The sequence below is a fragment of the Flavobacterium sp. LC2016-23 genome (assembly GCF_009674775.1).
In the GTDB taxonomy this organism is placed as follows: domain Bacteria; phylum Bacteroidota; class Bacteroidia; order Flavobacteriales; family Flavobacteriaceae; genus Flavobacterium.
Map to the genome: position 1 here is coordinate 32,691 of NZ_WKKE01000024.1, position 13,909 is coordinate 46,599.

10 protein-coding genes are annotated in these 13,909 nt (G+C 35.0%); 4 read left to right on the plus strand and 6 right to left on the minus strand.

Translation table 11 applies throughout. The annotated features are described in order from the left end of the window. Positions 1–33: 33 nt before the first annotated feature. Positions 34–1,401: a heme-binding protein gene (locus GJU43_RS18590; RefSeq protein WP_154342792.1), complete on the minus strand. Its 1,368-nt coding sequence runs from the start codon at positions 1,399–1,401 to the stop codon at positions 34–36. Between the two features lie 852 nt (positions 1,402–2,253). Between GJU43_RS18590 and GJU43_RS18595 the strand changes: the two genes are divergently transcribed. The 4 genes from GJU43_RS18595 to GJU43_RS18610 all read left to right on the plus strand — a co-directional run bounded on the left by GJU43_RS18595 (position 2,254) and on the right by GJU43_RS18610 (position 5,248). Further along, positions 2,254–2,844 carry a Crp/Fnr family transcriptional regulator gene (locus tag GJU43_RS18595; RefSeq protein ID WP_154342794.1) on the plus strand — a complete coding sequence of 197 codons (591 nt, stop codon included), beginning with the start codon at positions 2,254–2,256 and terminating at the stop codon, positions 2,842–2,844. A gap of 123 nt (positions 2,845–2,967) precedes the next feature. Further along, positions 2,968–3,516: a carboxymuconolactone decarboxylase family protein gene (locus GJU43_RS18600; RefSeq protein ID WP_154342796.1), complete on the plus strand. Its 549-nt coding sequence runs from the start codon at positions 2,968–2,970 to the stop codon at positions 3,514–3,516. Between the two features lie 21 nt (positions 3,517–3,537). Beyond that, positions 3,538–4,209, plus strand: coding sequence for a peroxiredoxin-like family protein (locus GJU43_RS18605; protein WP_154342798.1), 672 nt, complete (start codon positions 3,538–3,540; stop codon positions 4,207–4,209). A gap of 4 nt (positions 4,210–4,213) precedes the next feature. After that, positions 4,214–5,248: a hypothetical protein gene (locus tag GJU43_RS18610; RefSeq protein WP_154342800.1), complete on the plus strand. Its 1,035-nt coding sequence runs from the start codon at positions 4,214–4,216 to the stop codon at positions 5,246–5,248. 248 nt (positions 5,249–5,496) lie between these two features. On the opposite strand, the gene GJU43_RS18615 is transcribed toward GJU43_RS18610, so the two are convergent. The 5 genes from GJU43_RS18615 to GJU43_RS18635 all read right to left on the minus strand — a co-directional run bounded on the left by GJU43_RS18615 (position 5,497) and on the right by GJU43_RS18635 (position 13,176). Further along, positions 5,497–6,327, minus strand: a complete 831-nt coding sequence (locus tag GJU43_RS18615) for an endonuclease/exonuclease/phosphatase family protein (protein ID WP_154342802.1) — start codon at positions 6,325–6,327, stop codon at positions 5,497–5,499. A gap of 154 nt (positions 6,328–6,481) precedes the next feature. Next, on the minus strand, positions 6,482–7,999 hold the full coding sequence (locus tag GJU43_RS18620) for a SusD/RagB family nutrient-binding outer membrane lipoprotein (RefSeq protein ID WP_154342804.1): 1,518 nt from the start codon (positions 7,997–7,999) through the stop codon (positions 6,482–6,484). Positions 8,000–8,034: 35 nt separating this feature from the next. After that, positions 8,035–11,445, minus strand: coding sequence for a SusC/RagA family TonB-linked outer membrane protein (locus GJU43_RS18625; RefSeq protein WP_154342806.1), 3,411 nt, complete (start codon positions 11,443–11,445; stop codon positions 8,035–8,037). A 119-nt stretch (positions 11,446–11,564) separates the two neighbouring features. After that, a complete protein-coding gene (locus tag GJU43_RS18630) occupies positions 11,565–12,500 on the minus strand; it encodes a FecR family protein (protein ID WP_154342808.1) in 936 nt (311 codons plus the stop codon). Between the two features lie 118 nt (positions 12,501–12,618). Beyond that, on the minus strand, positions 12,619–13,176 hold the full coding sequence (locus tag GJU43_RS18635; RefSeq protein ID WP_154342810.1) for a sigma-70 family RNA polymerase sigma factor: 558 nt from the start codon (positions 13,174–13,176) through the stop codon (positions 12,619–12,621). Positions 13,177–13,909: the final 733 nt, after the last annotated feature.

Sequence of the window (13,909 nt, forward strand, 5' to 3'; positions counted from 1 at the left end):
AGAAAATAAACCGAAGAGATTTATAGTAGTTTTTTAAATTTTGATACGTACCTGCAGACTCCCCATATTATCGGCTAATCCTGCCCCGTATTCGGCATTTAAATCATCGTTGATGCATAACTTCAATGGTCCGCTTTGACCTGCAGGAGTTGTAAAGGGTCCGTTTCCAATATAAAATGGAGCGTTATTTCCAACTTGTCCTATAAGGGCACCCATATTTACATTTTGAACAGGATATCCTGATTGCGTTACAATAATGCCCGGACATCCGTTTGCGTCATACAGGTTACCATTATTCGTTTGCGGATCTGCCGTCCATAGACCCGATTCGTAACTTACTGTTATTGTAGTACCTGGCTGTACTGCAACTCCCGTATTCTGCCATGTCTGATTTGCATTAACCGGAACAAAAGTTTCTACCAGCTGCAGCGTATTCGCATCAATATGTAAAAACTGAATGGGCATATTATTAATGAAAAATTGTAAAACAATATTTTGAATGTATTGTAACTGAGTCGTTCCGTTACTTAAATTTTCAACATACCAGGTAGTGTTCATGGAAAGCACTTTTCCAAAGGAATTTTCAAAATTTATATTGCTTACTGCCCCACCTTCATTACTAGTACTTACTGTAATACTTGAGTAACTGTCAACAGTAATCCCCTGGCTGTTTAATGCATTCAGTTGCTGTGTCAAATACGTTGACGGATCAATTACAGCAGGATCTGTAAATGGTAATTTAGTTCTGTCTGCGGTTGGAAAAACCGGATTTCCTGTTCCCGAAGCCACTGGCCCTCCCGTCATTAAAACCGAAACTCCATGAGGAACCGAAATTTGTTTGTTGTACTGCGTTGCCGGATTTTGTACAGGAATCGGATTTTTATCTGTAACAATACCTGGACCATAAGGCCCTTCAACCTGGTTTTGTATTACGTGATAAAGCCAGGTGCCATTTTCGGCATGAATTAAAGTATTTTGAATGGGCTGTGCTCCATTTGGATCGGCGTTATTTGCTATGTAAACTCTTTGTTCATAAAACAACACACTGCTTGCCTGTGTATATTGTCCTTCTCTATTTGGTGCTCCGCCTGCTATAGCCGAAAATGAGATTTCTTCGAAATAAGGAAAGTTTTTAGTGATGTAACCATTTGGAGCATCTGTTTGGGGTAAAGGCATAACATTGTAACCTGTAGCATTTGCTCCCGTAGGACTATTCCATGTACCAATAAAATTATTTAAAAGTCCCAGATTAGAAGTACCAATAACCGGCGGCTGATTCGTTGTTGATACAAGCGGAGTTGTAATGTCTGGAATTACCGCTGGTGGTGCTGTTACCGCTTCAGCTGCTTGTTGAGCGTGATACGGGCATGTTTGCTGTTGTAAGCCGTTTGAATTTTCCATTTTGTTATGTATTTTGGTCCTTTTCAGGGTAGTTACGTCTCGTTTTGGAAAGTGATTCTGAGGCACATTGGCGCATGCATCTTATCTCATTTCTGTAATAAAATTAATATAACGCTATAGTTCAAATTAAAAAAAAGGTACGAGTGCGGAATTTTTATCCATGAAAGGTCGAAATAAAAGCATAAGACCATTTCGTTATATATTTACTAACTGCTTCCCGGTATTTAATCTCAAAAAGAATAGATGTGCAAAAAAGCGGAGAAACAATTAAAATACACCTGTTAAAACATTGTAATAATTCTCAATAAACTGGTTAGATAATTGAATGCTTCCCGCTACTACAAAAGCCCCTTTACCTATATTGAAACCTTTTAAATTAAGTTTTGTGGCAAAATGAAGGTCTGCGAAGCTTAGGTTCGAAACTGTATTGCGCTGTTTTTATTTTAGTTATTTTATTTTGCTAACAGGTTCGAATCCCGTTCCCGCTACTAAAGAAAGAAGCTTCGGATTTCTCTGAAGCTTCTTTTTTTGATCTTTTTTCGAAAGGTGTCGCTAACTTGATTCAGATTGCGGGTGCGAAGTCAGGAGAGATTAATATTTTTTAAGTCCAACATTCAGTGCTTTTTTTTTGAACGGTTATTTTCTTTGCTTGTGAAAACAACTTTTAGATTCAGATTAAAGCACCTTTAAAAAATCCATTCGATTTAATTTCACCTTTTTTTTTATTTTTGTTAAAGAATTAGAAAGTTTAGTTCGCTGTATTTATTAAATTGTAAACTGAATTCATATAACTATCTTGTAATAATTGTTTGCAAGGACTTTACTTTCTTATAACGTTTCTCAAAATCTCGCATGGATCAATTTCAATCGCTCTCAGATCATATCATTAAAAGAATTTCGCTCAGTGAAGATGAAGTGCAGGAATTTATATCCTGCTTCAAAATAACAAAAGTAAAGAAGAGACAATTTATTATCCAGCCTGATTTTGTTCCCAAATATCGAAACTTTGTTCTTAAAGGTGCTTTTAGAGCCTATGTAGTTGCAGATGAAGGCGAGGAGCATACTATTCAATTTGCAGTTGAAGACTGGTGGATTTCAGATTATAATGGGTACATATTTCAAAAACCGGCCTCGATGTTTGTCATGGCCATGGAAGACAGTATCATCCTGCAAATTGATTTTGAAAGTGAACAAAAATTAAAACTCAGTAACCACAAATTTGAAACATTCTTCAGGATTATGGCAGAACGCTCGTTTGCCGGGATGCAAAGAAGACTGATCAGTAATCTTACCAAAACAGCTGAGGAGCGATATCAGGAATTTGAAGAAAAATATCCTTCCATAGTGGCCCGGGTTCCTCAATATGCATTGGCTTCTTTTTTAGGCATGACAACCCAATATCTGTCAAAGCTCAGAAAATCCAGGGTTTCCAAAAAAAGTTAAACTGGTTTCACATTTTTTATTACTACAGTTTGGGTTTATTTACTAATCTAGTTGATTGTAATCAGGGCAGCCTTTGGCGCAACTTTGTAATGTCAATAATGACAAACAATTATTACAAAGTATATGAATACAAAAGCAAACAGAACTTTCGCAGTTCCTACACGTGACCAAGTCACTTCAAATAATCAAAGTATTTTTGACAATCTTCAAAAAGGCCTTGGCTTCGTTCCCAACCTGTATGCCTACTTTGGCAAAAACGATACCGCTTTGGGAGACTACCTTGCATTTCAAAATCGCAAGAGCACATTAAAATCAAAAGAAAGAGAAGTTGTTAATCTTGTTACCAGCCAAATTAACGGATGCCTGTACTGCCAGTCTGCACATACGGTTTTAGGTAAAATGAATGGTTTTTCGGATAACGAAATTTTAGAAATCAGAAGCGGTAATGCTTTATTTGACAACAAACTGGATGTTTTGGCAAAATTCACCTCCTCTGTTGTAGAAAATCGCGGTAAAGCATCTCAAAAAGCAGTAGCCGAATTCTTCGAAGCGGGTTATAGCGAATCCAATATGATTGATGTGATTATGGTAGTCGGCGATAAAATCATCAGCAACTATATCCACAACCTAACGGAACTGGAAATTGACTTCCCTATAGCTGATCAGCTATAATCAACCTTAAATCTACAATCCATGGAAAATATCGAAAATTTATACCTTGAAACACGCCTTAAAAAACACAGAGATTTCTGGGGGGCTAAATTAACAGCTGCTGAAAATGAAACAATGGAAAGACACATTGAATTTCTTCGTGAGTCAGGTGCCTTAAATAAAGTTCTAAAAAAAGGAGATCAGGCTCCTGAATTTAATCTTAAAAATCAAAATTCAGAAATCATTTCATCCATCGAATTATTGAAAAAAGGACCTTTAGTAGTCAGCTTTTACAGAGGAAGCTGGTGTCCTTATTGTGTGGAAGAAATAAAAGCATTGAATACATTTTATCCTCAATTTCAGGAAAATGAAGCCGACCTTTTGGTATTGTCGCCGCAGAGCCTGGCAAGAACCCAAAGACAAGCCAACGAACTGCATTTAAAATACAGCTTACTTGTCGATGACGATAACAAAACAGGAAAGGCATTTGGACTTGTTTATGAGTTTCCGCAGTACTTAAAAGATTTATATCAGGGAAGGTTCAATAATAATATTCAGGAAATCAATGAAGGCTCTGCCTGGGAACTTCCTATTCCTGCCCGATTTGTAATAGGCCAGGATGGCAAAATCCTGGATGTTTTTGCAGATCCGGACTATCGTTTTCGCCCGGAACCTATCGATACCGTAAACTTTATCAAAAACTTAAAAAAATAATCACATGAAAAATAGTAAAACATATATAGTAGGTTTGTTTTTATCCCTATTATTTTTAAACGAAATGTATAGTCAGGCAAATCAAAAAGACAAGGATGTAAATTATATTGCGTTAGATGGCAGTTCAGTCTTTCCGGAAGGGATCATTACCTTACCCAATAATGATCTGTTAGTAGGTGGTTTTGGTGATGGTTCAATTCAGCGAATTGACAAAGACAATAAAGTTTCAAATTTTAGTAAACCCGGAGAAAACGGAATGGTAATAGCCGTTGGTTTTCATCTTGATACTAAAAACAACAGGCTTTGGGTGGCCAACTTTAATTTCAAAACAGAAAGCGGTAATCCCGGAAGCCAGTTCAAGGTGTTTGACTACACGACAGGCAAATTATTAAAAACAATTCCGGAAAAATTCATCGAAGGTGCGTTTTTTAATGAAGTTACAATGGATCCTAATGGCAGAGTTTATGTATCTGATACTTTTGGCCCAAAAATTTGGTCCGCTACATTTGAATCGACTAATGCTGATGTATTTGTAACAGATGAACTGCTCAAAAATCCCTCTGCCGACCAGCCGTTTGGATTGAATGGACTGACCATTACACCAGATAACAAATACCTTATTGCATCCGTAATGAACAGAACAATAAAAGGCGGCGGAACATTGGTAAGAGTGGATTTATCAAGTAAAAAAGTGTCTTCAATAAAACTTAAAAACGATCAGGCAGCAAGTTCATTTTCAGGCTCAGACGGCATGTTTTTTTACAAAGGACAGCTTTTAATGGTAAACGTATATTCCAGCGCAGGTGCTATTTTTACAGCAGCTTTCAATAAAGATTATTCAACTGCTACACTTCAAATCAGAGATAAGTATCAAAGTGTGTATGACAGGCCAACAGCTTCAGCCATTCGTAACGGTAAGCTTTACACGGTTAACAGTCAGCTCAATCACATTATAGATGATAAAGACGGAAAAATAAATACACCTCCCCTGTTACCTTTTAAAGTGGTAAATGTGCCATTAGCCGATTTACTTAAATAAAAATTTGTCCACAAAGCAGGTATCAGATGACTGCTTTGTGGATTAAATGCAATTGTGTATTTTGGATAACAATGACCTTTCGTATTCATGAGTTTAATAATTTAAAAAAAGGCAAAGTTAAAGCGTAGCCAGATGGGACAGAACCTTTATTTACAACCACTAAAAAAACTTATCTTTAGATATGACACAACCTTTTTTAAATCATGATAACATAAGTTTCAAAATATTGCTTTGTTCTATCAATTACTTTAATAACTCAATTCCACATAAACAGGTAAATGATCCGATGGATATCTTAAGTCTTTTGAATCACTTAAAACAGCAAATTTCTCTACTTTAAAACCAGCATCTTTAGCTATAAAAACATAGTCCAGCAATCGTGTTACGGGTTCATTATGTTTAAAACCATTAAAGGTTCCGGAAGGACCAAAAGGCAGTGTTTTTGAAATTGCTCTGGTATCTTTCATTTCTTTCTCTAGAAGAAAAATGACCTCTGATTCAGGCTCTGAATTTAAATCTCCAGTAAAAATAACCGAATAATTTTTAGTATTCACTTCTTTAATTTTAGCAAGAATAAGTTTGATACCCTTTATTTTTGCCTGTACACCAACATGATCTAAATGCGTATTGAACACCCAGAAAAGCTGCTTTGTTTTTAGATCTTTAAACAAACCATACGTGCAGACTCTTTTATATGCCGCATCCCAACCCAAAGAAATTTCCCCCGGTGTTTCTGAAAGCCAAAAAGTGTCATTTAAAAGCATTTTTAAACGCTCTTTCTTATAAAAAATAGTAGAGGATTCCCCTTTTCCAATTCCTTCTCTACCTATACCAACAGAACTATATTGAGAAAGTTTATTTGCAATATCGTTTACCTGATTGGGTGCTGCTTCCTGAATTCCAAATACATCGGGATTATAAAACTCAATTTGCGATGTAAAAAAATCTTTGCGGTGGCTCCAGTCATTATCGCCATCAACTGCAAGATCTACGCGTATGTTATAGCTCATTAATTTTAAATTCTGTCCATTGATTTGCATGGCCAAAAGAATCATTATCAAAAATTGTACTCTTCTCATAACTTTATTTTTATTCTGTATTGCATTGATTTATTTTTAAATCTTTAAAATTGATTTCTTTTTTTATATTAATTGCCAATAAAAACGCTGCTCTAATTATAAAGAGCAGCGTTAAAAAAATAAAAAAACAAAACTAATCAATATGACCTTTTTGCTAATTTGATAAAAGCCACATTGTCTTATTAATTTCATCATAACCTCCAAACTGACGGTTTAATGCTTCCATCAAATTTTGACTGTTATAATTCAATTCTGAAGAAGGATATAGATACCTCACTGGCATGGTAGTTGGACTATTAACGTTTAAGTTCGTTGATGGGTCAATATTAAAATCAGGATATTTATTTCTTCTGTATTCAAAATACGAAGTTTCACCGTCAACTAAAAAATTCAGAAGATAACGCTGCATCCAAATTTGCTTTAATTGAGTAGCTGCGTCTGTAGCAAAAGCTGCCTCATCAGTAAAATAAGTATCAATATCATTTTGTACAATAGGATTTCCGTGTGCAAAAGCAGCATCCGTGCCCATGACATTTTTTAAGGCAGCTTTAACTCCATTTTCGTAGTAAAGCTGTGCACTTGATGTAGTAATCCAGCCTTTGATACGTGCTTCAGCCAAAATCAATTCCTGCTCAGCATAGGTAAGCAGTCTTCTTGGTTCACTATTTTGTTTGGTTTGGTATCTAAGGTTTATTTTAGAATACTGACCACTTGCATAATTGGCATTCATTAGTCCGTAATCCAAAGAAGTCTTTACACCTTTATATGCTGCTGCATTACTTTGAGATAATCCTGAAGCAGTCTGGGCTGCCGAAGGTTCTCCAAAATAAAATAATCGTTTGTCATTTAATCTTTTAAGATTGTCTACCACAATATCACTTAAAATAGTTCTGCCGGTAAACATATCGTTTGTGCTGTATAACGGATGCAGGTTTACACTATTATACTCTAAACCAAAATAATCAGAATCATCCTGAAGAAGCATATTTTCATTAACAATACTTGCGAATTTCTCTTTAATTTTTAAATCAGCATCACTCTCTTTTGCACTGAGAGTCATTAGAACTTTAAGTTCAAATGCATTGCAGGCTCTTCTCCATCTTTGGGGATTTCCTTTAAAAATGGTGGGATCGCCATCAAAAGCCAGACCCTGTGAGAATTCAAGACGTGCTTGTTCCAATTCAGCAAGGATACCAATAAAGACTTCTTTTTGAGAATCGTATTTTGGTTTATAATTTCCCTGGAGTCCAAGATTTGCTTCACTGTATGGAATATCTCCCATCTTCATGGTAAGGAGATAAAAAGTATACGCTCTTATAAAATGACCGATTCCTTTATATGAGTTTTCTGCCGGACTGCCCTGAGCAGCAAGTAACATTTTATCAATATCAGGCAAAATGGTCATTTTGTTAAAACTTGAACCGGCTATTAAGTTATATTGGGTTCCCAATTGTCCCTCATTTGCATAACCAACATATTTTGGCAAAGCATTCTCAGTAATATATTCTTTTGCATCACTACCTTGATATTTAGCAACACTCAGGATTATATTGGTAGCTAATAGTGAAGCACTTACCTGGGTAGGGGTATTAGGGTTGGTATTGATCTCATCAAAATTACTACAGCCGGAAAACATGAGCATACCTGTAATTGCAACGATTATTTTTTTCATATCAATAATTTTAAATTATGTTTACTTTTTTCAATTTAGAATTCAAGCTTAATATTGCAACCGACAAAACGTTGTGAGGGATCACTAAAATTATCAACTCCGCCATCCGGATCAGAATATTTAAAATCTTTGGACCAAAGAAATAAATTTTGACCTATTGCTGATAGGGTAGCATTTTTTGCTTTTATAAAACTGTATACTGACTTAGGAACATTATAAGTGAGTGAGACTTCTCTTAATTTCAAAAAAGTAGTACTATATGTATCGGCAGGGGATGGATTACCACCCCAGGCTGTTCCTTTATGAATTCTTTTTACATAATTCTCATACGTAACAGGTACGTCATTTGAAGCATATTGTCTGGTATCACTTGTAATATTTCCATAGGCATTATAAGTTACTGCCCCCGAAATTACTTTTACTCCATCTCCAATGTAATTGCTTGTACCTGTGGTAATATCTTTGTAACGTATATCATTTACAGAGTCAGGATGGTTTCCGGACTGCCACATATACATTTCGGTTGTGGTTTGTGCCAAACCTCCTACTCGTCCATCAAGGGAAATATTCAAGGTGAAATTTTTATAACGAAGTGAAGATGTCAATCCCCAAATCCAATCAGGATCACTATACCCGTAAACAGATTCATAAGCAGAATAGACTGGTAGTCCATTCTCATAAATAATAGCGCCATCGGCACTTTTCTGGAAATCATTTAAAACAAAAGCATCAACTCTGTTTCCTACTTTCACCCAGGGTCTGTCTGCAGAAAATTGTTTATCTAACTTGGTGTAATAACGTGCATATTTAGACCAGTTTACCATTACATCCCATTGCCAGTCTGTTGTTTTTATTGGTGTAAAGTTTAAGGTAAATTCAACTCCTCTTCGGGTAATTTCCTGATCTATATTAATATAATTGGCACTATAACCTGATGCACTGCTGACATTGGCAGGGGTTAAAAAGTCGTACATTCTCTTTGAATAATAGGTGAAATCAAGCGACAAACGTTTTTTGAATAAGCTGGCGGCTGTTCCCATTTCCCATGTACTGGCTGATTCTGGCCTAACTTCGTTTCCGCGTATAACATCAGGATAGGAAGCCGAGTTTAAACCTCCCCAGGCATTGGTTGTAATATTATAAACCGAATTAATATCATAAACTCCTGCCGGGGTTTTAGATGAAGTCCAGGAACTGCGAAGTTTCCATAAGGATAACCAATCAAATTTTGGTAAAACTTCTGAGACTAAAAAACTGCCTGAAACAGATGGATAAAGATAAGAACGTGTAGATTCAGGGAGTGTCGAACTCCAGTCCTTTCGTAAAGTACCTTCAAGAAAAGCCATTCCCTTCCACGATCCTGCAAGTCTTCCGTAAAAACTGTTTACCTGTCTTTTATAAACCGAAGAATTCACAACAGCATTAGTAACAGAAGCTTTTAAAGAATAGAACCCCGGAACAGAAAGTCCTCCCTGGGTTCTGGCCTCAATACCTTCATCCTGTGTATAATAAATAGTTCCTCCAAAAAGACCCTCAATATCAAAATCATTAATTTTTTTATTTCCGGTTAAAATAAAATCAGTATTAGAGCTATAACCACTTCCTAAACCTTCATTATAAGATCCTTTTAGAGATTCTCCCCAAATCTCAGTCCCGTTAAGAATAACTGTAGAGACACCGGCACCAACCAGGGACCCTTTTGAAATCCTAACCGTCTGCTTATTATTATAGGTATCAAAACCAGTTCTGACAGTCGCAGTAAGCCAGGGAGCTATTTCATAACTTGCCGAAACAAAACCGTTAAAAACATTGCGGTCTAAACTGTGTAATCTTTCGAATCTGTCAAAATAAGGATTATTATTTGTACCGGTATAACTGTTGTTTTGCGACTCATTTTTTACAAGCCAATAATCTTTATATTTTCGTATATCATAATCCGGAGATGACCAAACCAGAATATTATACATTGGATCATAACCTTTATACCCATTAAATCCAATATTTGGCGAACTTTGCTTATTTATCGATATTGACGAGGATAATTTGAATTTATCTAAACTAATGTCTCCTCCTAATGTATAGGTATATTTATCATATTGAGAATTTGGATATTGCCCTTTATTGCTCACCCAGGTTGCAGATGATCTAAGATTCCCAAATTCTCCTTGCTGTGTTACACTTAAGTTGTTATTTAAAATATACCCCTGATCCAGAAAGTTTTTAAAATTATCCTTTCCTATCGGTAAATAAGGCATCAATTTATAGGATTTACTAACCGGATCCCACTGAACAACTTCCTGCCCTTCCATTGGTACTCCCCAGGATCCTGTTCCTTTATACATATTGGTAGTAGCATCTATCTGTCTTCCAAAAGTTGTTTGAGTTTCAGGAATTGCCAAATAACCCGCTGTAAACATCGTACTGCTGTTTAATGATACAGTAAGGCCTTTTTTAGAGCTCCCTTTTTTGGTTGTCACAACAATAGCACCGCTGGCACCACGATAGCCATATAAAGCTGATGCAGTTGCTCCTTTCAATACATTTAAAGATTCTATATCATCAGCAGGAATATCTCTAAGGGTCATGTTTCCATAAGGTACTCCATCAATAACCAATAAGGCACTTTCACCCCGAATTTCAACAGTAGGAGCTTCTGCAAATTCAGTGCTGTTTTTCACAAGTAAACCTGATACTTTACCAGTTAATGACGTTGCAACATCAACACCTTTAACCGTTTGTACTGAAGATCCTTCTACTTTTTGTACAGCATACCCAAGAGCTTTTTCCTCTCGTTTAATTCCTAAGGCAGTAATTACTAACTCGTTTAGTGCTTCGGCTTCCTCCTGAAGGGTAATATTGATTATCTTTTCTTTTTCAACTTTTTGTTTAACCGTTTTAAAACCCATGTAAACAAAAACAAGTATTTCTCCTTCTTCGGCTTCAATACTGTATTTTCCATCTAAATCTGTTTGCACGCCTATAGATGTTCCTTCAATAAGAATTGTAGCTCCCGGAATGGGTTTACCTAAATTATCCGTAACTGTCCCTGAGATTTTTATTTGCTTTGCTACGTTTACTGCCCTTTTAACTTTAGCAGGACTATTGATTTTAAAAGTAATCAAACCATCATTTATTTGATAAGCAACGTTAAATTTAGCAGCAGCTTCCTTAAGTAATGCTGCTATTGTTTGTGTTCCTGCACTAATAGGAACTTGAGTTTTAAGTTTTGCAACCTCATCAGAATAAAGAAGCGAAAAATCCGTTTGACTTTCAATAGCTTTAAATAAAGCTTTGAGTTCATAAACATTTTTTGAAACTGATACTGGAGTAGATTCTGTGCTTTGCGAGTTAAATGCTGACGCAAATGTCACTTGTGTCCATAACGTAACCAAAAAAAAGAAAAGTATGTTCTTTTTATTATTGTTTTTATTTGTTACAAGATACATAATTTGAATATATTTGTTTTATGTTAATTATTTGCAATTAATGTGACCCGATGATTGGTGGCCGCCATGTTCGGGTTTTTTTTATGTTTTTTGAGTAGTCTTTTAGTTTTGCATAGGCGCTAGTTTTTACAGGGTTTTAGTTTAATTTTTATGGTGTCATTTTTAATTGTGCTATATTCCATATCATTGATGAAACGAATACTGCTTAAGATTTTTTCGATGTCTTTACCTGAGAAATTCCCACTAATAGTATTGCATTGATAAAGTTTTGAATCGAGTTTCAATACCACATTGTATTTTCTCTGAAGTGTTAGCAATACCTGATCTATCTGGGCGTGATCAAAAAAGATTCTTCCTTCTTTCCATGCCAGGTAATTTGATGATTCAATATTATTGGATCTTATAAGAGACCCGGAAACATTATCATAAGTCACTCTCTGATTTTTAGTGATAATTTCGGATTTAGAGGAATGCTGATCCGTAACTTTTACCTTTCCGGACACAACCGTTACTGAGGCAATACCTTTTTCATAATTGGTTACGATAAATCTGGTACCCAGAACCTGAGTTTTTAAATGAGCTGAAGAAATTATAAATGGATGTTTTTCTTTGTGTACAACTTCAAAATAAGCCTCTCCTTTTAAAGTAATTTCTCTGGAATCTTCTCCAAAGTGTTCCGGATAAACTATACTGCTTCCTGAATTTAAATAAACTACGGAGGAATCGGGTAATCGTACATTTTTTTGCTCGCCAAATTGGGCGGCAACAGTAATAAAATGATTCGTTTTAAAAATAGAATTAAAAGTAAACAGCAATGTTCCTAAAAGTATAACTGCCGCAACAGATGCCGAAATTCTGTAATAAGTTTTCTTTTTTCTTTCTAAACGCTCTTCAATTTTAAGTAAAATACGATCTCCCAAAACACTATCAATATCATGTTCTGTAATACCGTTATCCTGAATTTTGTTAAAATAAGTATTTATTATTTTTTTTTCCTTTTCAGAAGATTTGTCTTCACTGTATCTTTTAAAAAGATGCTTGTACTGTTTTTGCATATGACTATTAAATAAGGTCTTTATTATATAGTACACGAAAAGCAGGCAGCACCTATAAAATTTTTAAAGCATTACAATTTATTAACGTTCTTAACAAAAAGCTTGAAAATAACTCTAGTTAGGAACAAAAAATAAGGATGGCCAATAATTTAATGTAGTAATCATTTTCTGTCTTTAACATTTTTAAAGCCTTATTAATTTGATTTTCAACTGTACTTACTGATATATTTTTATATTCAGCAATATCTTTAATACTCCTATTTTCATAAAACCTAAGATTAAAGATGTCAAGGCACTTTGGAGGTAAAATTTCATGTGCCTTTTGTCTGACTTGCTCAACAATGTGCTCTTTTGGAAATTCAGCAAATTCCTGTTCATCTATCAATTGTATAGATTCTTCTAAAACTTGTAATTCAAAAGCTGTTAGTTTCTTATTTCTAAGGCTTTTTGCGCATTGGTTTCGAACTGCCTGAAATAAATATGCGGTGTAATTTTGAATTTCAGTATCATTCATTCGTACCCAAAAATCGATAAATATTTCCTGAATAATATCTTCAGCTGATTCTTTATCACGCAAAATATTAAAAGCAAAAGCATACAGAGCTTTCCAGTTTTGCTGGTAAACTTTATTAAAAACAGGCTTTTTATTTAAAAAAGTATTGTGTTGTACGTCCACTACATTAGTTTTAAGTTAATGCAAAGCTATATGACCCTTTTACAACTTTACTATTTATCAATATGATGTTTTTATTAAATTTTTAATGAATAAAAAAACAGGCTTGATCACTTAAAATGATATTGATGAAGAAGTAAAAAGTGCTGTCACAGCTGTAACAATAAAACCTGAGTATTTAAGTAATTAGAAATTAAACTGCCTATTTAAAGAATGATCTAAAAATAGTTATACCTGATCTAACCATCTGATTCTTCCTCAGCATATGCACAACTTCAATTCCACTCAAGGTTCGTCTGGCCGATTTAAAACTTTTAAAACCTGAAGCGGATACCTTTTCTGCCACAAAAAGCGAAGGCGTTTTTAAAGATATTCATCAGTCTAAAGTATTGTGGCACAATCGTGGCGCCAAGCACTTTGAAGAATTAAAATTTCAGCAAAATCAAGCGTTAAAAAGTTTAGGTTCGAAACTTAATATCTCCACTCCAAACCGGGTTCACTCACAATTGAATATGCAGCAACAAAATCTTCAAAATAATCATATTGAGTGTTAATTTCTGCATCGGGAAACAGCAATTAATAAACAAGGCAGGCAGCAATGCCCTAAAAAAAATACCCTGCACAAAAAGAGCATCACCCCCAAAGCATAATTTTTATCTTTAATAATGATTACTATTATGCTTTGTATTAAAATAATAATAATTTAAAATGTAAAAAGAAACAGGAAAAATAATAA